We start from the raw sequence: 20,999 nt of genomic DNA, 5'->3' as shown, positions 1-20,999 counted from the left end.
GCGCCTGAACAGGCGCCGGAGAGAGCTAGCCCCGTAGCCAGTAAACCAAGGCCACCGCCGCCATCACCCAAATGCTCAGCACCGCCGCCGCTGCCCAGCGACTGTTCGGCAAGCGAACAGGTGCCTGCTCAGCCTGGGCCAGGCAGTCATTCCAGACCTCTGCGGGAAGACTCTTCACCGCGAGGTAAATCCCGACAGGCAGAATAAGAGCATCATCGAGAAACCCGATCAGCGGAATAAAATCCGGAATCAAATCAATCGGGCTCAACGCATAGGCAACAATAACCCCGACCAGACACTTCGTTATCAACGGGGTTCTCGAGTCGCGTCCGGCAAGATACAGCGCCTGAACATGATGCTTCATGCGACGGGCAAATTGCTTGAGGGTCTTCATTGCTATCCTCTTTGTATGATTGCGTGGAGGCGTGCGCAAACCAAACCAGTTTATCGTCTTACACCGCCTGCCACGGTATTTATACTACCGGGGCCACCCCGACTTGCCACAAGAGGGTTATTACCCGACTATACCCCTCCATGTTCCCAGCCCTTGTTTTTCAATGACCTTGTCCGGCGTAGTTAAAATCTGCCTCTTGCCACTGTTTTCCATACTGGCTGCCACCGTGGTGAACGCCGAGCCGCTGCGTATTGCGGTAGCGTCCAATTTTGCCCAAACCCTTGAACAATTGATTGAAGACTATCGCCAGCACACCGCGGTAGACCTTGTACTGGCCAAGGGCTCGTCGGGCAAGCATTACGCGCAACTGCAACGGGGCGCTCCCTTCGACCTGTTCTTCTCCGCCGACGACGACTTTCCACAGCGTTTGGTTGATGCCGGTCTAGCCTCGCACTGCATCCTGTACGCCTACGGGCAGTTGGTGCTTTGGCCCACAAGCGAGGAGATCAGCGACCCCGCACAGGCACTAGGCCAGTTTGAATATAGGCGTTTCGCCATCGCCAACCCCAGACTCGCGCCGTACGGTCGTGCGGCGGAGCAGGTACTGGCGTTTCTTGGTGTAGCCCCGTCACCGGAGCAACTGGTGAAGGGAGAGAATATTGCCCAAGCCTATCAATTTATCTATACCGGCAATGCGCAGGGGGGACTGGTCGCACGCTCACAAATGCGAACAGAGGATCACTATATACCTGTACCTCGCCACTGGCACGAACCTATTCGGCAAGCTGTGGTGATAATGGGCTCGAGCCGTCAACCACAAGCCGCCGCCGAATTTATCAACTACCTGGCCACACCGGCTGCTGAGCGGATTATCACCGCAGGTGGCTATTTGATACCGCCACCTACCGACCACTGCGGTGGCCAGCAATGAGTGCGCTCGACGCCGGCGATTTTGCGGCATTGTGGTTGAGCCTGAAACTGGCGGGAGTGGTTACCGTGCTGCTGCTGGTGCTCTCAACACCAATTGCCTGGTGGTTGAGTCGCAGTCGCTCCCGGTTGCGCGACCCCATTGCTGCATTGATAACACTGCCGCTGATCCTGCCGCCGACGGTGCTCGGCTTTTACCTGCTGCTGGCCATGGGGCCGGATGGCCCTATTGGAAAGGTCGTGGCATTTTTTGGCCTGTCGCCCCTGCCATTCAGTTTTGCGGGTTTGGTCGTAGGATCGTTTTTCTACTCCCTGCCCTTCGTCGTGCAGCCCATACAAAACGCGCTTGAAGCGGTGGGACAACGCCCCCTTGAGGTCGCGGCAACCCTGCGCGCCGGCCCTGTCGACCGCTTTTTCACCGTGCTGTTGCCGCTGGCGCGCCCGGGATTTGTGACCGCAGCGGTGCTCGGATTCGCCCATACCCTGGGTGAATTCGGCGTGGTATTGATGATCGGCGGCAATATACCCGGCGCCACGCAGGTGTTATCGGTTCAGCTCTACGACCACGTTGAGGCCCTGGACTACGCCCGAGCACACCGCCTCGCAGCACTGATGCTCGGTTTTTCCTTTGCAATGATGCTGGTGTTGCAGTGGCTGCGCCGCCGCAATGCGGCGACGACGGATCTGGGGTATTAACGATGGGCTCCGAACCTATTCACGCCCGCTTTCACCTGCTACGTCGGCAAACCGGGTTTGAGCTGGATATAGACCTGGACCTCCCCGCACGGGGCGTCACCGCCATCTTTGGCCGTTCCGGTTCGGGTAAAACCAGCCTGCTGCGCTGTATAGCCGGGCTGGAGCGCTGCCCCGGAGGCTACCTAAGTGTTGCCGGTCAACCTTGGCAAACGGCAAGCTACTCACTGCCGACCCACCGCCGACCGCTGGGATATGTATTTCAGGAGGCCAGCCTGTTCGCCCACCTGAATGTGCAGGGCAATCTCGATTACGCGCTGCGCCGCGCCAGCGAGCGCTCCGACAGTCACACCCGTTCGGTGGTCGAACTACTCGGTCTGGAGACCCTGCTTGATCGCTCGGTACAGTCCCTTTCGGGTGGAGAGCGCCAGCGGGTAGCGATCGCCCGCGCGCTGTTAATTGGGCCCAGGGTGCTGTTAATGGACGAGCCACTGGCCTCTCTGGATGATGCGCGACGCCAGGAGATTCTGCCCTACCTGGAGCGTTTGCGGGGAGAACTGCACATTCCCATTCTGTACGTCAGCCATTCGCTAAGCGAAGTGCGACGCCTGGCCGACTATATCGTGGTGATGGAAAACGGCAGGCAAACCGCCAGTGGCCCCGCCCGGCAATTGCTCAACGATCCCGCCGTACTGAGCCAAAGCGACGGCGAACTGTGCAGTGTCATCGATACCGAGGTCAGTGAGCGACACCGGGAGTGGCGCCTGATTCGGCTGAGTTTTGTCGGTGGCGAGGTTTGGGTGCGCGACAATGGTGAAGCCATTGGCAGCAGGCAACGCTTGAGCATTTTCGCCCGGGATGTGAGCCTCAGCTTAACGGAGCATCGGGACACCAGCATCGTCAATATCCTGCCCTGCCGAATTGTCGCAATTCGCGAAACCCACGACACCGCCATGCGTGTCATCAAGCTGACATTGGGCAGCGACATTAACGACAACGACACAACGAGCAATGTGCTGTGGGCCAAACTCACCGCGCGCTCTGTCGCCAAACTGGCGCTGCGGGAAGGAATGCCAGTGTGGGCACAGGTAAAATCGGTGGCTATCGTACGTTAGCTGTTTCGGCCTCTTCCACTGCAACGCCCCGCACGGTTGTTGACTCTGTTCCCGCCAGGGCTCGCTGCTCTGCAAGGGCAGACTCAATGCGATCCAGTTTTGCGGCAATCGCGGCAAGGGTCGCCTCGGGGTGCTCACTGCGCTGTTGGGCGGCACCCTCTTCGTCGATCACCCCGACAATAACGCCGATCACCATATTTAAAAAGGCGAAGGCACTCAGGCTTATAAACACCAGGTAATAGGCCCAGCTCCAAGGGTAGACCGCCATGGTTTCATACATGATATCGGTCCAGTCTTCGAAGGTCATAATACGAAACAGGGTGAGCATGCTGATTGCGACATCTTCCCACAGTACGGGATTCACGCTGGCAAACAGGGTGCTGCCCGCCGCCGCGAAGATGTAGAACACAATAAACATCAGCAGCATCAGGTAGCCGAGGCGCGGGAGCGCCCGAATCAGCGAGTTAATCAACATGCGTAGCTCAGGTACAATCGACACCATGCGCAGTACGCGGAACACCCGAATCAAGCGCCCTACCGTTGCGGCGTCGGCGTCCGGCAGCGGAATAATGCTGACCAATACAATCACCGAGTCAAAAACGTTCCAGCCATCGCGAAAGAACTGCTTCTTGTTTTTCTCCGCCAGAAAGCGAATGGAGATTTCGGTGAGAAAAAACAGGGTGACCGCGATATCCAGCATCGACAGCAAGCGCGCCTGCCCGGGCGTGATATCAAAGGTTTTCGCCCCGACGACGATGGCCGACAGGATAATCACCGCAATGACGAAGGTTTCAAATGCCGGATTGCGGCGAAGCTGATCAAGGCGCGCGTGAAGATGACTGACTGTCGTCATGACAGATTCTCTCGTGGGAAGAATGAATAGAAAGGGCTTACGCGGTGAGATAGGGACGAATCGGCAAAATTCAAGGCCGCGGCGCGGCCTGCTGGACGCCAAGCATCGGCGATTTTACGGCGTGCGGGTATTCTCTGGCCCCCAAAACGCACGCATGGCGATAATCTTGTTATCATCATTAAAGGTAAACTGATCGATAGCCTCGATACGCATTTCGCCATTGCCAGGATTCAACTCAACAACAAAGGGGAAAATGGCGTGATTGGCCGCCAGACGAACCGAACCCTCAAGTCGCGCGCTGAGACCGGAACTAAACCCCACTTTGTAGAATCCAAGGATAGCTTCCTTGCCACGCAGTGGGTCGCTACCGACGGGGTCTTCGACCGTGGCATCGTCGGCAAAAAGAAGGTCAATGGTCTCAAGGTCGTGGTCACACAGGGCCTTGATATAGCGTTCAACGACGCTGATTTTTGGGTTTTTACTCACAATTGCTAGCTCAACTGGTTGTTGTTAGTAGATATTTTCAGTGTAACGCGGTATACCAGAACTGAGAATCCGTTGCAGTGAAATTATTATAAATCTGCCGCTGGTATCAATGGTGATCGGCGCAAAAAGCGCCAGAGCTGCTGCGGAGAACTACAGGTTTTTTATGCATTTTTTGACAAAGATATCCCGTTCACGCCGCGCCGCGCTGCTGGCATGTTTGCTCAGCGTACTGACCCTCTCGGCCCCGTCTGCCCTGGCCCTCGCCGAGGTCGGTGCGGCCAAGGAGCACACTGTTGCAATCAGGGACATGCTTCGGCAGCTGAACTCCCGCCATTACGTCAAGCTGACTCTTGACGACGCCACCTCTGAGCGGCTGTTGATGGCCTATCTCGACGACCTTGACCCCAACCGACAGATATTCCTTCAGTCGGATATCGACGAGTTTATGAAGTCTCGACACTCTCTGGATGACGAGCTGAAAAAAAGCCGCCTCGACACCGGTTTCAGCATTTTCAATCGCTATCGCCTGCGAATAACGGAGCGCTTTGAAAACACGATTAAAAACCTGAATAAGCGGGTAGCCGCGATGGATTTTTCCAAAGATGAGGAAATCCTGCTCGATCGCAGCGAAATGCCCTGGCCCAGGAATAAAGCCGAAGCTGACGAAATCTGGCGTAAACAGTTGAAAAACCGCGTGCTTGGCCTGCGTTTGGCCGGCAAGGAAGACAAAGACATTGTTGAACTGCTGGAAAAACGTTTTAAAAACCAGCTCAAGCGCATGACACAACTGGAGGCAGAAGACGCTTTTCAAATGTATGCCAACGCCTTGGCCTCGCTGTATGACCCCCACACCGACTATTTTTCGCCTCGCCTGTCGGAAAACTTCCAGATCAATATGAGCCTCAAACTGGAGGGCATCGGTGCCGTGTTACAAATGGAGGACGATTACACCAAAATCGTCCGTTTGGTGCCCGGGGGCCCTGCCGCCAAACAGGGTGAGCTGCAACCGGCTGACAAAATAGTCGGTGTCGCCCAGGGTAAGGACGGCGAAATGCAGGATGTTATCGGCTGGCGCCTCGACGACGTGGTCGACCTGATTCGCGGCCCCAGTGGCTCCACGGTGCGCCTTGAAGTCATTCCCGCCATCGCGCCCAGCGATGAAGAGCGCAAACTGGTGGTGATTGAACGCAATGAGGTCAAACTTGAGGAGCAAAGTGCCAAGGGAGAGCTTATCGAGATCACCGAGGCCGACGGCGCGACCCGCAAGATCGGGGTTATCAGCATTCCCACCTTTTATCTCGATTTTGAAGCCTTTCGCATGGGCGACCCCGACTATCGCAGCACCACCCGCGACACCGTGCGTATTATGGGCGAGCTGTTGTCAGAGGGTGCCGAGGGTATTGTGATCGACCTGCGCGACAACGGTGGCGGCTCCCTCGCCGAAGCCAATAGTTTGGTGGGCTTGTTCATTGAAGCGGGGCCGACGGTACAGATCAAGCACTCCAACTCCCGAGTGATTTACGAAGGCAAACGCCGCCGCTCGCCCTATTACACTGGCCCGTTGGCGGTGCTTATCAACCGCATGAGCGCCTCGGCATCCGAGATTTTTGCCGGTGCAATACAGGATTATCAGCGCGGTATCGTTATCGGCACCCAGTCATTTGGTAAAGGCACAGTCCAGTCGGTCAATACACTGGGCCACGGTCAATTAAAACTGACCGAGTCCAAGTTCTACCGCATTTCCGGCGACAGCACCCAGAATCGCGGTGTCATCCCCGATATCGCCTTCCCACCGCTGTACGACAAGGACACCATCGGCGAGAGTATCCTCGACAATGCCATGGAGTGGGACAGCATTCCCCGCGCCCGTCATAACTACTATTTTGACCTGCGCGCGTCCTTTAACACGCTACAGCAAAAGCACGAAAAACGGGTTGCCAAGGACCCTGACTTCCGCTTTTTGAAAGAGCAGCTGTCGGCCATTGAAAAGTACCGCGACCGCAAAACCCTGTCGCTGAACATCGACAAGCGCAAAAAAGAGCGGGACGAGCAAAAGGCCCTGCAACTGGCGATGGAAAATCGCCGCCGTGTGGCCAAGGGCGAGCCGCCCCTCGACGTGCTGGAAGAAGACAAGGAACTGGATGTAGCCCAGGATCTGCCGCTGACGCCTGAGCACAGTGACGCCGAGGGCGATGAAGACAAGAAAGACAAAAAGCCGGATCCGCTGTTGATCGAAGCCGGTCATATTCTGGTTGACGCCATGCCCTACTTCCAGCCCGACCGGCTGGCTGTAGGCCGACCTTAAACCGGGGGAGCCCGGTCCAAGGGAGGTGCGCGAAGCGCCCTAGCGGGTCGCCTCGCGCATCGTTACAAACTCCTCGGCCACTGTGGGGTGAATACCAATGGTGGTATCGAAATCCCGTTTCGTCGCACCGGCGCGAATCGCCACCGCAATCCCCTGAATCAACTCTCCGGCATCATCCCCAAGCATATGGGCACCGACAACACGGTCTGAGGCCCTGTCCACCACCAGTTTCAGAAAGACTTTGGACGGGTTGTCCGTCAGGGTGTGCTTGAGATGACGAAAGCGAGAGGTAAACACGCTGATTTCGCCGAATTTATCCCTCGCCTGCTCTTCACTGTAGCCAACAGTCGAAATATTCGGCTGGGAAAAGATCGCCGTAGGAATATAGTCGTAGTCCAGCGGCTCGTCGATACCCGCAAAGAGCCGTTTCGCAAGGTTCATTCCCTCCGCCAGGGCAACCGGTGTTAATTCAATTCCCCCGGTGACATCGCCCAGCGCATAAATGCTCGGGTCGGCCGTCTGGAAGGTGCTGTCAACGGCGATATAGCCCTTGTCATTCAGCGTTACCTCAGTGTTCTCCAACCCGAGATTATCCAGCAAGGGCTTGCGCCCGGTGGCGTATAACACCAGCCCGGTGCTCATGGTGCCGCCGTTTTCCAGGCTCAACTGAAAATCACCCTCTGCCCGCTTCTCTATTGCAGTGACATTTTCGTTGAAGGCCAGGGTGACGCCCTGCTGCTGCATTTCGGTAACCAGATGTTCGCGAATTTCCTGATCGAAGCCCCTCAGGAACAGCGGCCCTCGGTAAATTTGCGTTACCTCTACCCCAAGTCCCTGAAGAATACCGGCGAACTCGGTAGCGATATAGCCGCCGCCAACCACCACCGCTTGGCGGGGCAATTCATCAAGGTAGAACACTTCGTTGGAACTGATTATATGCTCAGCCCCGGGAATGTCCGGGGTAAAGGGCCAGCCGCCCACCGCAATCAACAGGCGTTCGGCGGAATAACGCTTTCCCCCCACGTCAACCGTATGGCTATCGACAATACGTGCGTGACCATTGATTATCGTCACCCCGGCATTATTCAGCATATTGCCGTAGATGCCGTTCAGGCGCTCGATTTCGCGGGTTTTATTGTCCCTCAGGCGCGGCCAATCCAGCCTGGGGCTCGGCACATCCCAACCAAAGCCCGCTGCATCGTGGATATTTTCCGGAAAATGGGCGGCGTAGCTGAATAATTTTTTGGGAACACAGCCGACGTTCACACAGGTGCCACCCAGATAGCGGGACTCGGCGATAGCTACACGGGCACCGTATCCAGCGGACATCCGCGCGGCGCGAACACCGCCGCTACCGGCACCGATGACGAAAAGGTCGTAATCGTAGTCGGACATATTTTCTCCCATAGTTGCTGTCAGCCAAATACCGTTACAGCTCCGGCTTGCTCAGGTCATACTTTTCATACCAGGCGAGTTTTTCACGCAGTGCGACCACTTCGCCGACGATAATCAGCGTGGGGGCCTTCACTGGCCTCTCCGCAATTGCATCAACCATAGTGCCCAGCGTGGCGACCACCACCTGCTGATCGACCGTAGTGCCCTGTTGTACCAGTGCCATTGGTGTGTCGGCATTGCGGCCGTGAGCAATTAACTGTTCACAGATCACCGGCAGGCCCACCAGCCCCATGTAGAACACTATTGTCTGCTGCCCGTGAACCAGCTCACTCCAGGGAAGGTTGATCGAATTGTCCTTCAGGTGACCGGTGACAAAGCGCACCGACTGCGCATAATCCCGGTGGGTCAGTGGAATACCGGCATAACTGGCGCAGCCCGCCGCCGCGGTAATACCCGGTACGACCTGAAAGGGAATATTATGTTCGGCGAGCTCTTCGATTTCTTCACCGCCGCGGCCGAAAATAAACGGGTCGCCCCCCTTCAGTCGGGCAACCTTGCGCCCTTCGCTGGCATAGCGCACCAGTAACTGGTTGATATTTTCCTGGGGCACGGCGTGGTTTGACCGCTCCTTGCCAACATACACCCGTTCGGCATCCTTACGGCACAGCTCGACAATCGCCGGAGCGACCAGTCGGTCGTAGAGCACCACATCAGCGCGCTGTAGCAGACGCAGGGCCTTGAAGGTCATCAAATCCGGGTCTCCGGGTCCAGCGCCAATCAAATACACCTCGCCGCCGGGTCGCAGCTCGGTCTGATTAATCGCCTTGCTGAGCATCTGCTCCGCCGCCTCGTCATTGCCGGCGAACACCATTTCAGCAATGGGCCCTTGCAATGTCTGCTCCCAGAAATCCCGGCGATCCTCAATATCGCTGAATTTCGCTTTCACCGCGTCGCGGAATTTACCCACCAGGTGAGCGAGACGCCCGTAGGAGGTGGGAATACTGCTCTCCAACCGGGATCGAATCAGCCGCGCCAGTACGGGGCTGTTGCCACCACTGCTCACCGCGACAACCACTGGAGAGCGGTCAATAATGGCGGGCAGGATAAAGCTGCACAATTCCGGGTTATCGACCACATTGACCGGAATATTCAGACGGTGGCAATCTTGGGAAATCTGCCGGTTCAGGGGCTCGTCGTCGGTGGCGGCAATCGCCAGAAATACGCCGTTGAGCACGCTGTCATCATAGCCGCTGCTCAATAACTCGTCCGCGGGCTGCATTAACGATTTGAGCTCGGGGATGACCTTCGGACTCACCACCCGCAACACCGCTCCGGCTTTACGCAGCAGTCTCGCCTTGCGCAGGGCGATCTGGCCACCACCAATCAGCAGGCAGGTTTTACCGTTCAGATTGGTGAACAGTGGCAGGAATTCCATAGGATTACTCCGCTGCGGTGAGGCGCTCGACCCCACCCATGTAACCCCGCAGCGCCTGGGGAATGACCACGCTGCCGTCTGCCTGCTGATAGTTTTCCAGAATAGCCACCAGGGTTCGCCCTACCGCCAGTCCAGAGCCGTTCAGGGTATGCAGTAACTCGGGCTTATTAGTCTCGGGGTTGCGCCACCGCGCCAACATCCGCCGCGCCTGAAAGTCGCCAAAGCTGCTGCAGGAAGAAATTTCCCGGTAGGTATCCTGGGCTGGCAGCCAGACCTCAAGATCGTAGGTTTTATAGGACGAAAAGCCGAGGTCCCCGCCACACAGCATCACCTTGCGATAGGGCAATTCCAACTTCTGCAGAATGGCTTCAGCGTGGCCAGTCAGGGCTTCCAGAGCCTGATCGGAGTGCTCAGGGCGTACAAACTGAACCAGCTCGACCTTTTCGAACTGGTGCTGACGGATCATGCCCCGGGTATCGCGCCCGTAGCTACCCGCCTCACTGCGAAAACACGGAGTGTGAGCGGCAAACTTCAAGCCGTCGCCCAGCTCGGCAGCATCGACGATCACATCCCGCAGCATATTGGTAACCGGCACCTCAGCGGTGGGAATCAGGTAATAATCCGACTCGCCATTCAGGCGAAACAGGTCTTCTTCAAACTTTGGCAGCTGACCGGTCCCGCGCAGAGAATCGCTATTAACGATATACGGCACATAGACTTCCTGGTAGCCGTGCTCCCGGGTATGGGTGTCGAGCATAAACTGGGTCAGCGCCCGGTGCAGACGGGCCATATTCCCGCGCATTACCGAAAAGCGACTACCGGTAATTTTGGTAGCGGTATCGAAATCCAGGCCACCGAGGGCGGCGCCAACATCAACGTGATCCCTGACCTCGAAGTCGAAGCTTTTCGGTGTACCCCAACGGCTGATCTCCCGGTTGTCTTCTTCATCAGCGCCCTCGGGCACATCAGTCGCGGGAATATTGGGCACCCCCATTAACAAGCCGTCCAGGGCGTCATTGGCCTCTTTGGCTTGCTGCTTCAGCGCCTCCAGTTGAGACTCGATTTTAGCAAGGGTTTCGTTGACCTGGGCTTTTGCCTGTTCGACGGGCACACCGCTTTTTACCAGCTCGCCGATTTGCTTCGAAGCCTGCTTGCGTTGGGCCAGTAAGTCCTGGCTCTCGACATCGGCCTGCTTGCGGCGGGCATCCAGCAACTGAAATGCCGCTACATCAAAGACATAGCCCTTTTTCTTCAAGGCGGCTGCCACGGCGTCCGGGTCCTGGCGTAGCTGCTTGATATCTAACATTAGACAATAACTCCAACAATTTGAATAGTAATGATTTTTTAGCGAACTGCGATAATGCCAAGCCAGCAACCGACAACACAGGTGAGCAGTGTAACGGCCATATAGCTGATCGCGACAAAGGGCCGACCGGCCTCAAATAACGCCACCGACTCCAGCGAAAATGTTGAGAAGGTGGTAAATGCTCCTAGGAAGCCGACAATTAACACATAGCGCCAATCGGCATGCAGGTTGCCGCGCTCGGTAATCAACACATAAACGGCGCCGATGGCCACGGAGCCAAGCAGGTTAACCGTAAAGGTTCCCCAGGGCCACAGATGATGGGGCAACAACGCCTGCCCTAACCGAGCGACGCCGTAACGACTCAGTGCCCCGCCGGCACCGCCGAGGGCAATCAAAAGATATGGCAACACAATCCCCCCTCCCGGCGGTAAAAACGCCGCATTTTACCAAGTTGCGCTGCTAACGATAGCGTTTATAAGGACTTTGTGCGTCCAGTTGCCGAAGATAGCGCAGTTTTTCGCCGATTTTCTTTTCCAGTCCGCGGGGTACCGGCTCATAGAAGCGCTTGTCTCCCAGGGCCTCGGGCAAATAGTTTTCACCGGCGGCATAGGCCTCTGGCTCGTCATGGGCGTAGCGATAGCCCTCACCAAAGCCCTGCGACTTCATCAGCTTGCTCGGCGCGTTGCGCAGATGCATGGGCACGTCGTAGCTGGGGGACTCGGCAATTTCCTTACGCAGGCGGTTAAAGGCGCTGTATACCGCATTGCTTTTAGGTGCCGCCGCCAAATAACACACCGCCTGGGCCAGTGCCAGCTCCCCTTCCGGGCTACCCAATCGCTCCTGAACATCCCAGGCATCGATACAAATGCGCAATGCTCGCGGATCGGCATTGCCAATATCTTCGCTGGCCATGCGCAGCAAGCGGCGCGCGATATACACCGGGTCACAGCCGCCGTCGAGCATACGCACCAACCAATACAGGGCTCCGTCGGGGGAACTGCCCCGCACGGATTTGTGCAGGGCGGATATCTGCTCGTAGAACAGGTCGCCGCCTTTGTCGAACCGGCGCGGCTGATGACTCATCGCCCGGCTGACCAACTCGTCGCTGAGTTCACCACTGCCTTCCTGCTGCGCCATATCCATTGCCAGCTCCAGCAGGTTCAACGCCCTCCGGGCATCACCGTCGGCCTGTTCGGCAAGGTGTTGCAGTACACTGGGCTCGACAGGCCACCCTTCCGCCTCCAGACTGTGGGTAAGAATCTCGAGGATATCGCTCTGGGCCAATGCCCGCAGCGGATACACCCTGGCCCGGGACAGCAGTGCGTTATTGATTTCGAAACTCGGGTTTTCCGTGGTAGCACCCACGAAAATGACCGTACCGTCTTCAACATAGGGCAGAAAAGCGTCCTGCTGGGCCTTGTTAAAGCGGTGAACTTCGTCGATAAACAGAATGGTACGGCGGCCGCAGGCGAGCGCCTGCCGCGCCTGTTCCACCGCATTGCGAATATCCTTGACCCCGGCCAGCACCGCCGAGAGTTGAATAAAGTGGGCGTCCACACGCAGGGCAATGAGCTGGGCCAGTGTCGTCTTGCCCACTCCCGGGGGACCCCAGAAAATCATCGAATGCAGTTGCCCGGTTTCCAGCGCCCGCCTTAGAGGCTGACCATCGCCGAGGATATGCTGTTGTCCGCGATAGTCTTCAAGCCGCTGAGGCCGCATCCTTGCCGCGAGAGGCGCCTGCTGGTCTGTCATTGGCTCGCCGCAGTCTCCGGGTCGAAGCGGAACAGGGATGCCGGAAGTCGCGTATTGTACTTCGGCGCGACAAATTCGATGAAGGTTCGCTGCTCAAGATTGTCACTTAACTGCATGGCAATCAGCTTCCCCTGACGAAAACGCAGGGTCATTTCGCTGAACATCTGCGGGACTTTGGGAATCAGGGTAAATTCCCGCAGGGTATCCTGCTTATGCAGTTTCACGTCAAACTGGGCATCGAGCTGTTCAATGCTGGCGCCGATAATCATCGCGGGCGCCTGGGCGACCTCCGTATCGAAGGCCTCGGTGTTCACCTGCTCCAATTCGGCGTCGTAGCGCCACAGGGTCTCACCGTCGCTAACCAACAGGTAGCGAAACGGCGACGTGCTTTCCCAGCGTATTTTGTTGGGCCGCTCTACCGCGAGAACACCCTCGCTCTGCTGCAGAATATTACCGCTGTCATCCATCACCGTTTGCTTGAATTTCGCATCCAGGGTTTTCATCGATGACAGGTGCAAATGCAGCTGAGCGACGTCCCCCGCAAGGGCCATCGAACTGAGAAAGGCAAAGCAAACAACGGTACAAAGGCGCCAAATACCCATGATATTTCCTATTCGACTGGCGGTGGCGCAAGGACTTCCCGGCTGCCATTGCTCGCCATTTCAGAGACCACTCCCGCGGACTCCATGGTTTCGATAAGTCGTGCGGCGCGATTGTAGCCAATGCGCAGCTTGCGTTGCACCGAGGAAATCGACGCACGACGGCTTTGGGTGACGAAGCGAACCGCTTCGTCGTAGAGAGCATCGCTTTCACCATCGTCGCCCTCGGCACCTTCGGGAGGCATGCCGGGCATGGCGTCAGTGGTACTGCCCTCCTCCAATAGACCATCGATATAGCGCGGTTCTCCCCGTTTTTTCCAATCGGCGACAACTCTGTGTACTTCTTCGTCTGAACAGAAGGCGCCATGTACCCGCACCGGAATACCGGAACCAGGTGGCATATAGAGCATATCCCCGTGGCCGAGTAGCTGCTCCGCTCCGCCCTGATCCAGTATCGTGCGGGAATCAATTTTCGACGAAACCTGAAAGGCGATCCGCGTCGGCACGTTCGCCTTGATCAAACCGGTGATAACGTCCACCGAAGGACGCTGGGTCGCCAGTATCAGGTGAATCCCCGCTGCACGGGCTTTCTGGGCGATTCGGGCGATAAGTTCTTCCACCTTTTTGCCGACGATCATCATCATATCGGCGAATTCATCTATTACCACGACAATCGCGGGCAGCACTTCCAAATCAGGTGCCTCTGCCACCTCAGCCCCGGGCTGGTAGTTCTCCTCGGGTTTCCACAGCGGGTCCTTGATTGGCTCACCGGCCTGAATGGCTTCCTTGATCTTGCGGTTAAAACCGGCGAGATTCCTTACGCCCATCGCCGACATCAGTTTGTAGCGCCGCTCCATTTCCGCGACACACCAACGCAGGCCATTGGCAGCGTCCTTCATATCGGTAATGACCGGTGTCAGCAGGTGGGGAATGCCGTCGTATACCGACAGTTCCAGCATCTTCGGGTCTACCAGCAATAGCCGCACTTCCTCAGGAGTGGATTTGTAGAGCAGGCTCAGCAGCATCGCGTTCACCCCCACCGACTTACCGGACCCGGTGGTACCGGCAACCAGCAGGTGGGGCATTTTGGCCAGATCCGCGCACACCGGCTCGCCCGATATATCGTGCCCCAGCGCCAGCGTCAGCGCGGATTTCGCCGCTTCAAAGGCCTCGGAAGACAGCACTTCGCGGAAATTGACAATCTCACGATCTTCATTGGGAATCTCTATGCCGACATAGGGCTTGCCGGGAATGACCTCGACCACCCGCACGCTGATGACCGCCAGCGAGCGCGCCAGGTCCTTGACCAGATTACTGATTTTACTGACCTTAACCCCCGCATCGGGCTCCAGTTCAAAGCGGGTAATCACCGGGCCGGGAAAGACCGATACCACCTTGGCGGAAACACCAAAATCCAGCAGCTTGATTTCCAGCAAGCGGGACATGGCCTCAAGGGTTTCGGGGGAAAAACCCTTGTCCGGGTGGCGCTCAGCGGGATCGAGCAGTGTCAACGAGGGCAATTTTCCGGTGATAATCCCGTCAAACAAGGATGCCTGTTTCTCTTTTTCAACCCGCGCCGACTGCTGCACCGGTTTGGGCGGCGGCGCGATGGTGGGCGCCACGCGGTCGCGCTGAATTTCGGTTTTTTTAGCCACCGACTCCTTGCGCTGAACCTGTGCCACCCTGGCGGCAGCGGCCTCTGCGCGACGCTTGCGCCAATGGTAAAAACGGTCTTGCAGGCGCTCGGCGAGCAAAAGGGTAACTGCGCCCAGCTTATCGATCACTTTGATCCAGGAAATATCGGTAAACACGGTAATACCGAACAACAGCACAGCAATCAGCAGCAGTCGGCTGCCAAACTCGTTAAAGGACGCCAGAGTTGCATGCCCCACCGCACTGCCAAGCACCCCACCGGCGCCAAAGGGCAAACCGCTGTGCCCCTGATCCTCGTTGCCCGCCAGGCCCGTCGCCGCAATCATCACCAGCATAAAACCAATCAGACGCAGAGCGAAAACCACCGCGTCGAACCCGCGGCTGATAAAACGGTCGCGGAACAACCTGCTGGCGCGAAATGCCAGTAATATAGGGAATAGATAAGCCATATAGCCAAACAGAGCGTAAAACACATCAGCCAGCCACGCCCCCACCGGACCGCCGGCATTGTGTACGCCCTCACCACTACCGGTGCGGGACCAACCTGGGTCGCTACTGCTATAGGTCACCAGAGCGACGAAAATAAACAGGCACACGGCGACGAGGCCGATTAACAAGCCTTCGCGCACTCGCAACTGCAGTGCGTCCCGTCGTTTGTTGCCATCTTTGGGAGTTTTGTCGTGTGTAGCGGATTTTGCCAAGGGAAAATCGCTTCCTTTGTTTATACTGCAGAATGTTGAAATCCGGGAAATCGGCCCAATATTAGCACTTCAATCTGGCATTTGTCGCTTTTGCTGAGGCCCGCGATTTACCCTATTATAGGCGCCAGTTATCTGTCACCCGGGATTGCCATCAGTTCAATCCCCTTCAAAGGGAAATGCATTTTCATGAGCGACGTTCAACACCACCGCCTAATCATCCTCGGTTCCGGTCCTGCGGGCTATACCGCTGCCGTTTACGCGGCTCGCGCCAATCTTAACCCGGTGGTTATTACCGGTATGCAGCAAGGCGGCCAGCTCACTACCACCACCGACGTGGACAACTGGCCCGGCGACAAGGACGGCGTACAGGGCCCTGAGCTGATGATGCGGATGCAGGCCCACGCCGAGCGTTTCGACACCCAGGTATTGTTCGACCACATCGAATCCGTGGAGCTGACCCAGCGCCCCTTCACCCTGAAGGGCAGCAACACTTACACCTGCGACGCGCTGATTATTGCAACAGGCGCGTCGGCTCAGTATCTCGGCCTGCCCTCGGAAGAAGCGTTTATGGGCAAAGGGGTGTCCGCCTGCGCGACCTGTGATGGTTTCTTTTACCGCGGTAAAAAAGTTGCGGTCATTGGCGGCGGCAATACGGCTGTTGAAGAAGCGCTCTACCTGTCCAACATTGCCTCAGAGGTGACACTGGTACACCGCCGCGACGCCCTGCGCTCGGAAAAAATCCTCCAGGACAAGCTGCTGGAGCGGGCCGAAAATGGCAATGTCAATATTCTGTGGAATCACACTCTGGACGAGGTTCTCGGCGACGACAGCGGCGTCACCGGCCTGCGCCTGGCCAGCACCAAGGATAGCAGCACCCAGGAACTGGACGTTGCCGGGGTCTTTATCGCCATTGGCCACAAGCCCAACACCGATATTTTTGCCGGCCAACTGGAAATGCACGATGGCTACCTGAAAATTCAGAGCGGCACTGAGGGCAACGCGACCCAGACCAGCATCGAAGGTGTCTTTGCCGCCGGCGACGTCGCCGACCACATCTACCGACAGGCGGTGACTTCTGCCGGCTTCGGCTGCATGGCGGCACTGGACGCGGAGCGCTACCTGGACGATCTGGCGTAACACCCTTCCCCTCAGGTTATATGCCCGGCCTTCCCTGGTTGGACAAGGCTGATATTCGATTTCCGGATATCAGCCGCACCCTCGCTGCCCCTGCCGGTTTACTCGCGGCGGGCGGAGACCTGCGACCTGAGCGCCTGCTGGAAGCCTATCGACAGGGTATCTTCCCCTGGTACGAAGAGGGACAGCCCATTCTGTGGTGGTCGCCAGATCCCCGCACTCTATTATTTACCGAACGCCTCCATATCTCACGCAGCCTGCGCAAGCTGATGCGCCGCGAGTCCTTCGAGGTAAAAACCGATACCGCCTTTGGCGAGGTGCTTGATGGCTGTGCGCAACTTGGCCCGAAACGACCAGGTACGTGGATAACCCCGGCAATGAAGGCCGCCTATCTGCGTATGTTTGAACTCGGCTGGGCACACTCCGTCGAAGTGTGGCAGGAAGAGGAGCTGGTCGGCGGCTTGTACGGACTGGCAATTGGCCACATGTTTTTCGGTGAGTCGATGTTCAGCCGCCGTCCCAGCGCCTCAAAGATTGCCTTGGTCAACCTGTGTGCAATACTAGAGCCACTTGGGGTCAACGTGATCGATTGCCAGGTCGGCAATGATTACCTCCACAGCATGGGAGCCGAAGATGTACCACGGGAGGCATTCCGCCACCTATTACAGCAGCACTGTCAGACGCCCTGCGACGCTCCGCCACCCTGGCCTGCCCCGGGCGTCCATGCCATTACGTCTTGATATGCGCAGCAGTGATATAGCGGAATCGACCAGAGCGGCACCACACCCCGGAGCCGGAGGTTTCTGGCTGTGACCGACGAAAAGCGAATCAAGCTGTTCTCCACCCACCCCCACCCCTGCAGTTACTTTGATGACCGGGAGGCCAAAACCCTGTTTGTCGACCCGGATATCGCCGTATCAAGTTCACTTTATAGCCTGCTGTCGCAGCGCGGCTTTCGCCGCAGTGGCAATCACTACTATCGCCCTAATTGCGAGGGCTGCCAGCAGTGCATTCCCTGCCGGGTACCTGTTGCGGAATTCACTTTCAGCCGCAACCAACGGAAGCTGTTCAACCGCAACGCCGACCTCACAGTCGTGGCCACACGTGAGTTATCAACACAGGCATATGGTCTCTACGAACGCTATATCAATGCTCGCCATACCGACGGCGACATGTATCCCGCCGACCCCGAGCAATTTGCCAGCTTTATCACCGAAGGGCGCAGTGACACTCGGTACATTCACTTTTACGACAATGATCGTTTGATTTCCGTGGCCGTTTCAGACCCCGTGGAGGACGGCGTGTCAGCAATTTATACCTTCTACGACCCGGATGACCGCCGTCGCAGTCTGGGTAAATACGCGGTGTTATGGCAAATCATGCAGTGCCAGCAGCGCAATCTTCCCTACGTGTATTTGGGATACTGGATACGCGACTGCAACAAGATGCGCTATAAAACCAACTACCGCCCCATTGAATTATTGATGAGCCAGCGCTGGATTCGCCTGAATTGAAGTGAAATCTGCCGCGACACAGGGCCTTGATTAAGGCATTACTGCCAATTGCCCAAAGTTTTGCCACCGCCCGCCCCTCAGTGGCAAATAGCAAATTGCCTAATGGCGCTAATTAGGGCAAAATGCGCGCAGTTTTTGGGCCGACCGCGGTCTACCGTTCCACATTCAACCGCATATCCGAGGGTTATTGCCGAATGGCGAAAGAAGACCAGATTGAAATGGAAGGCGAGGTTATCGATACCCTGCCAAATACAACGTTCCGGGTTCGCCTGGAGAATGGGCATGTCGTCACCGCCCATATTTCCGGAAAAATGCGCAAGCACTATATCCGCATATTGACCGGCGACAAGGTTAAGGTTGAACTGACTCCCTATGACCTGACCAAGGGCCGCATTACCTTCCGCGGCCGCTAAGTACAGGCCCTGCCCGCTGCGGAGACCTCAGGTCTCCGTTTCAGGCTCCCTCACAGATTCCGCACGCAACTCCAGCTTGTCACCCTTGGTGCTGATGTACACCGTACCACCCTGCCCCTCAAGCTCACCAAACAACACCATCTCTGCGAGCGGCTTCTTGATGTGCTCCTGAATAACTCGCGCCATTGGCCGCGCGCCCATTTGCTTGTCGTAACCCTTGGCCACCAGCCAACGCCGCGCGTCGTCGTCGATATGCAGGGCAACTTTTTTGTCATCCAGCTGCGACTGCAACTCTACCAGGAATTTATCCACCACCGTCAGAACAACCTCCTCGGGCAGCGGCGCAAAGTTAATCACGTTATCCAGTCGGTTGCGGAACTCCGGGGTGAACAGGCGATTGATGGCCTCGTTCGCATCGGTGTGGTGATCCTGCTCGGTAAAACCAATAGAACGACGACTGATACTTTCTGCGCCGGCATTGGTGGTCATTACCAGAATGACATTGCGGAAGTCGGCCTTGCGGCCGTTGTTATCGGTCAATGCCCCGTGATCCATCACCTGCAACAGCAGATTGAATAAATCAGGGTGGGCTTTTTCGATTTCGTCCAACAACACCACACAGTGGGGGTGCTTGGTCACCGCGTCGGTCAGCAGACCGCCCTGATCGAAGCCGACATAGCCAGGAGGCGCGCCAATCAGCCGGGAAACCGTGTGCCGCTCCATGTACTCCGACATATCAAAGCGCACCAACTCCATGCCCATAATCTTGGCCAACTGCCGGCACACCTCGGTTTTACCGACACCGGTGGGCCCCGCCAACAGGAAAGAACCAATCGGTTTGTCGCCGGATTTCAGTCCGGCCCTGGCCAGCTTGATGGAGGCGCTGAGCTCAGTGATCGCCTGATCCTGGCCGAACACCACCATTTTCAGATTATCTTCCAGCTTGGCCAGAGACGCCTTGTCGTCGGAAGACACGCTCTTCGGAGGAATACGGGCGATTTTCGCAACAATTGCCTCGATTTCCGGCACATCAATGGTTTCAATACGGTTTTCCGGCTTTTGCAGGCGCTGGTAAGCCCCCGCCTCGTCGATCACGTCGATCGCCTTGTCCGGCAGAAAACGGTCATTGATATAACGTGCCGACAGCTCCGCCGCCGTGCGCAAGGCACCATCGGTATAGCGCAGCTCGTGGTGCCCCTCAAAGCGGGACTTCAGTCCCTTGAGGATAAGGAAGGTGTCCTCGACGCTGGGCTCGCTCACATCCACTTTCTGGAAGCGGCGGCTCAAGGCCCGGTCCTTCTCGAAAATACCGCGGTACTCCTGGAAGGTGGTCGAGCCTATGCAGCGCATCTGCCCGGAGCTAAGCAGGGGTTTAAGCAGGTTCGACGCATCCATCACTCCACCGGAGGCCGCACCAGCACCGATGATGGTGTGAATTTCGTCGATGAACAGAATCGCCCCTTCCCGTTTTTTCAGATCGGCCAACAAACCCTTGAGACGTTTCTCGAAGTCGCCCCGATATTTGGTGCCCGCGAGCAGCGCGCCCATATCCAGCGAATACACCACACTATCGGCAAGTACGTCGGGCACTTCGCCATCAACGATGCGTTTGGCCAAGCCCTCGGCAATCGCCGTTTTGCCGACACCGGATTCACCGACCAGCAAAGGGTTGTTTTTGCGGCGGCGGGTCAGAATCTGGGCAACCCGCTCGACTTCCTCGGCGCGCCCAATCAGCGGATCGATGCGACCGGCCTTGGCTTCTTCGTTCAGGTTGGTCGAAAAACTTTCCAGTGGGCGCTGCTCGGGATCACCGCCCTCACCTTCCTGCTCACGGTGCTGCTCGTGCTCGCCGGACTCATTGTCGGCAACTTTGGAAATACCGTGGGTGATGTAGTTCACCACATCCAGTCGATTGACGTTTTGCGCCTTGAGGAAGTACACCGCCTGGCTTTCCTGTTCGCTGAAAATCGCAACCAGAACATTGGCGCCAGTAACCTCCTGCTTGCCGGAGGACTGTACATGGAACACTGCCCGCTGGAGCACGCGCTGAAAACCGAGGGTGGGCTGGGTGTCGCGCTCTACATCGTCGTCGGGAATGCGCGGGGTCGTCGCCTCAACAAATTCACTGAGGTCGCCTTTTAGCTGTTTGAGGTCGGCACCACAGGCAACCAGCACTTTTATTGCTGCATCGTTATCAGCCAGCGCAAGGAGCAGGTGTTCCACGGTCATAAACTCGTGTCGCCGGCTGCGGGCTGATTTAAATGCCTGGCTGAGCGTCGCTTCGAGATCTTTACTCAACATAGCCTGTTTCGCCTTCTGTTGTT

The 20,999-nt window shown here is 57.1% G+C and carries 19 protein-coding genes; 8 read left to right on the top strand and 11 right to left on the bottom strand.

The genetic code is table 11. The features are described 5' to 3' along the window. Nucleotides 1–25: 25 nt before the first annotated feature. Entirely contained in the window at nucleotides 26–394 is a 369-nt protein-coding gene (locus HCU74_RS08790) for a YkvA family protein (protein WP_210425157.1), read from the bottom strand. A gap of 163 nt (nucleotides 395–557) precedes the next feature. Here HCU74_RS08790 and modA point away from each other — a divergent pair, with 163 nt between their 5' ends. From modA to modC, 3 genes are read left to right on the top strand one after another with little or no spacing between them, the layout of a single operon-like run. Then, entirely contained in the window at nucleotides 558–1,325 is a 768-nt protein-coding gene (gene modA / locus HCU74_RS08785) for a molybdate ABC transporter substrate-binding protein (RefSeq protein WP_168450002.1), read from the top strand. Further along, entirely contained in the window at nucleotides 1,322–2,017 is a 696-nt protein-coding gene (gene modB, locus HCU74_RS08780) for a molybdate ABC transporter permease subunit (protein WP_168450001.1), read from the top strand. The genes modA and modB overlap by 4 nt, the downstream gene beginning before the upstream one ends. Before the next feature lie 2 nt (nucleotides 2,018–2,019). Next, nucleotides 2,020–3,129: a molybdenum ABC transporter ATP-binding protein gene (gene modC, locus HCU74_RS08775; RefSeq protein ID WP_168450000.1), complete on the top strand. Its 1,110-nt coding sequence runs from the start codon at nucleotides 2,020–2,022 to the stop codon at nucleotides 3,127–3,129. Here modC and HCU74_RS08770 read toward each other — a convergent pair. Together HCU74_RS08770 and HCU74_RS08765 are read right to left on the bottom strand one after the other, a co-directional pair. After that, nucleotides 3,116–3,982: an ion transporter gene (locus HCU74_RS08770; RefSeq protein ID WP_168449999.1), complete on the bottom strand. Its 867-nt coding sequence runs from the start codon at nucleotides 3,980–3,982 to the stop codon at nucleotides 3,116–3,118. The genes modC and HCU74_RS08770 overlap by 14 nt on opposite strands. Before the next feature lie 114 nt (nucleotides 3,983–4,096). Continuing rightward, nucleotides 4,097–4,468, bottom strand: coding sequence for a nuclear transport factor 2 family protein (locus HCU74_RS08765; RefSeq protein ID WP_168449998.1), 372 nt, complete (start codon nucleotides 4,466–4,468; stop codon nucleotides 4,097–4,099). Nucleotides 4,469–4,631: 163 nt separating this feature from the next. Between HCU74_RS08765 and HCU74_RS08760 the strand changes: the two genes are divergently transcribed. Further along, complete coding sequence (locus tag HCU74_RS08760; RefSeq protein WP_168449997.1) at nucleotides 4,632–6,773, top strand: carboxy terminal-processing peptidase; 2,142 nt, start codon at nucleotides 4,632–4,634, stop codon at nucleotides 6,771–6,773. Nucleotides 6,774–6,812: 39 nt separating this feature from the next. On the opposite strand, the gene gorA is transcribed toward HCU74_RS08760, so the two are convergent. The 7 genes from gorA to HCU74_RS08725 are packed head-to-tail and all read right to left on the bottom strand — an operon-like array spanning nucleotide 6,813 to nucleotide 15,554. Next, nucleotides 6,813–8,168: a glutathione-disulfide reductase gene (gene gorA / locus HCU74_RS08755; protein ID WP_168449996.1), complete on the bottom strand. Its 1,356-nt coding sequence runs from the start codon at nucleotides 8,166–8,168 to the stop codon at nucleotides 6,813–6,815. Nucleotides 8,169–8,202: 34 nt separating this feature from the next. After that, nucleotides 8,203–9,603: a siroheme synthase CysG gene (cysG, locus tag HCU74_RS08750; RefSeq protein ID WP_168449995.1), complete on the bottom strand. Its 1,401-nt coding sequence runs from the start codon at nucleotides 9,601–9,603 to the stop codon at nucleotides 8,203–8,205. Nucleotides 9,604–9,607: 4 nt separating this feature from the next. Further along, nucleotides 9,608–10,909, bottom strand: a complete 1,302-nt coding sequence (gene serS / locus HCU74_RS08745) for a serine--tRNA ligase (protein ID WP_168449994.1) — start codon at nucleotides 10,907–10,909, stop codon at nucleotides 9,608–9,610. A gap of 38 nt (nucleotides 10,910–10,947) precedes the next feature. Beyond that, a complete protein-coding gene (gene crcB / locus HCU74_RS08740; protein WP_168449993.1) occupies nucleotides 10,948–11,319 on the bottom strand; it encodes a fluoride efflux transporter CrcB in 372 nt (123 codons plus the stop codon). Nucleotides 11,320–11,368: 49 nt separating this feature from the next. Then, a complete protein-coding gene (locus HCU74_RS08735) occupies nucleotides 11,369–12,661 on the bottom strand; it encodes a replication-associated recombination protein A (RefSeq protein WP_168449992.1) in 1,293 nt (430 codons plus the stop codon). Further along, entirely contained in the window at nucleotides 12,658–13,263 is a 606-nt protein-coding gene (lolA, locus tag HCU74_RS08730; RefSeq protein ID WP_168449991.1) for an outer membrane lipoprotein periplasmic chaperone LolA, read from the bottom strand. The genes HCU74_RS08735 and lolA overlap by 4 nt, the downstream gene beginning before the upstream one ends. 8 nt (nucleotides 13,264–13,271) lie before the next feature. After that, the gene (locus HCU74_RS08725; RefSeq protein ID WP_168450077.1) at nucleotides 13,272–15,554 is read right to left on the bottom strand and encodes a DNA translocase FtsK; all 2,283 of its coding nucleotides are present in this window, start codon (nucleotides 15,552–15,554) and stop codon (nucleotides 13,272–13,274) included. 246 nt (nucleotides 15,555–15,800) lie between these two features. On the opposite strand from HCU74_RS08725, the gene trxB reads away from it, so the two are divergent. From trxB to infA, 4 genes are all read left to right on the top strand, one after another. Continuing rightward, the gene (gene trxB, locus HCU74_RS08720) at nucleotides 15,801–16,751 is read left to right on the top strand and encodes a thioredoxin-disulfide reductase (protein WP_168449990.1); all 951 of its coding nucleotides are present in this window, start codon (nucleotides 15,801–15,803) and stop codon (nucleotides 16,749–16,751) included. A gap of 20 nt (nucleotides 16,752–16,771) precedes the next feature. Continuing rightward, nucleotides 16,772–17,488 carry a leucyl/phenylalanyl-tRNA--protein transferase gene (gene aat / locus HCU74_RS08715; protein WP_168449989.1) on the top strand — a complete coding sequence of 239 codons (717 nt, stop codon included), beginning with the start codon at nucleotides 16,772–16,774 and terminating at the stop codon, nucleotides 17,486–17,488. A gap of 69 nt (nucleotides 17,489–17,557) precedes the next feature. Continuing rightward, nucleotides 17,558–18,262: an arginyltransferase gene (locus HCU74_RS08710; protein ID WP_168449988.1), complete on the top strand. Its 705-nt coding sequence runs from the start codon at nucleotides 17,558–17,560 to the stop codon at nucleotides 18,260–18,262. Between the two features lie 194 nt (nucleotides 18,263–18,456). Then, a complete protein-coding gene (gene infA / locus HCU74_RS08705) occupies nucleotides 18,457–18,675 on the top strand; it encodes a translation initiation factor IF-1 (RefSeq protein ID WP_022957154.1) in 219 nt (72 codons plus the stop codon). Between the two features lie 27 nt (nucleotides 18,676–18,702). Here the strand turns inward: infA and clpA are convergent, their stop codons facing one another. Continuing rightward, complete coding sequence (clpA, locus tag HCU74_RS08700; protein ID WP_168449987.1) at nucleotides 18,703–20,976, bottom strand: ATP-dependent Clp protease ATP-binding subunit ClpA; 2,274 nt, start codon at nucleotides 20,974–20,976, stop codon at nucleotides 18,703–18,705. Nucleotides 20,977–20,999 lie beyond the last annotated feature (23 nt).

It is taken from the genome of Spongiibacter thalassae (genome assembly GCF_012272835.1).
In the GTDB taxonomy this organism is placed as follows: Bacteria; Pseudomonadota; Gammaproteobacteria; order Pseudomonadales; family Spongiibacteraceae; genus Spongiibacter; species Spongiibacter thalassae.
This window is presented reverse-complemented; position numbering and strand designations above follow the sequence as displayed.

Bases quoted from the DNA above. Each gene is read 5' to 3' on its own strand.
- HCU74_RS08790 (WP_210425157.1), bottom strand. From the start codon at position 394: ATGAAGACCCTCAAGCAATTTGCCCGTCGCATGAAGCATCATGTTCAG.
- modA (WP_168450002.1), top strand. From the start codon at position 558: ATGACCTTGTCCGGCGTAGTTAAAATCTGCCTCTTGCCACTGTTTTCC.
- modB (WP_168450001.1), top strand. From the start codon at position 1,322: ATGAGTGCGCTCGACGCCGGCGATTTTGCGGCATTGTGGTTGAGCCTG.
- modC (WP_168450000.1), top strand. From the start codon at position 2,020: ATGGGCTCCGAACCTATTCACGCCCGCTTTCACCTGCTACGTCGGCAA.
- HCU74_RS08770 (WP_168449999.1), bottom strand. From the start codon at position 3,982: ATGACGACAGTCAGTCATCTTCACGCGCGCCTTGATCAGCTTCGCCGC.
- HCU74_RS08760 (WP_168449997.1), top strand. From the start codon at position 4,632: ATGCATTTTTTGACAAAGATATCCCGTTCACGCCGCGCCGCGCTGCTG.
- gorA (WP_168449996.1), bottom strand. From the start codon at position 8,168: ATGTCCGACTACGATTACGACCTTTTCGTCATCGGTGCCGGTAGCGGC.
- cysG (WP_168449995.1), bottom strand. From the start codon at position 9,603: ATGGAATTCCTGCCACTGTTCACCAATCTGAACGGTAAAACCTGCCTG.
- serS (WP_168449994.1), bottom strand. From the start codon at position 10,909: ATGTTAGATATCAAGCAGCTACGCCAGGACCCGGACGCCGTGGCAGCC.
- HCU74_RS08735 (WP_168449992.1), bottom strand. From the start codon at position 12,661: ATGACAGACCAGCAGGCGCCTCTCGCGGCAAGGATGCGGCCTCAGCGG.
- lolA (WP_168449991.1), bottom strand. From the start codon at position 13,263: ATGGGTATTTGGCGCCTTTGTACCGTTGTTTGCTTTGCCTTTCTCAGT.
- trxB (WP_168449990.1), top strand. From the start codon at position 15,801: ATGAGCGACGTTCAACACCACCGCCTAATCATCCTCGGTTCCGGTCCT.
- aat (WP_168449989.1), top strand. From the start codon at position 16,772: ATGCCCGGCCTTCCCTGGTTGGACAAGGCTGATATTCGATTTCCGGAT.
- infA (WP_022957154.1), top strand. From the start codon at position 18,457: ATGGCGAAAGAAGACCAGATTGAAATGGAAGGCGAGGTTATCGATACC.
- clpA (WP_168449987.1), bottom strand. From the start codon at position 20,976: ATGTTGAGTAAAGATCTCGAAGCGACGCTCAGCCAGGCATTTAAATCA.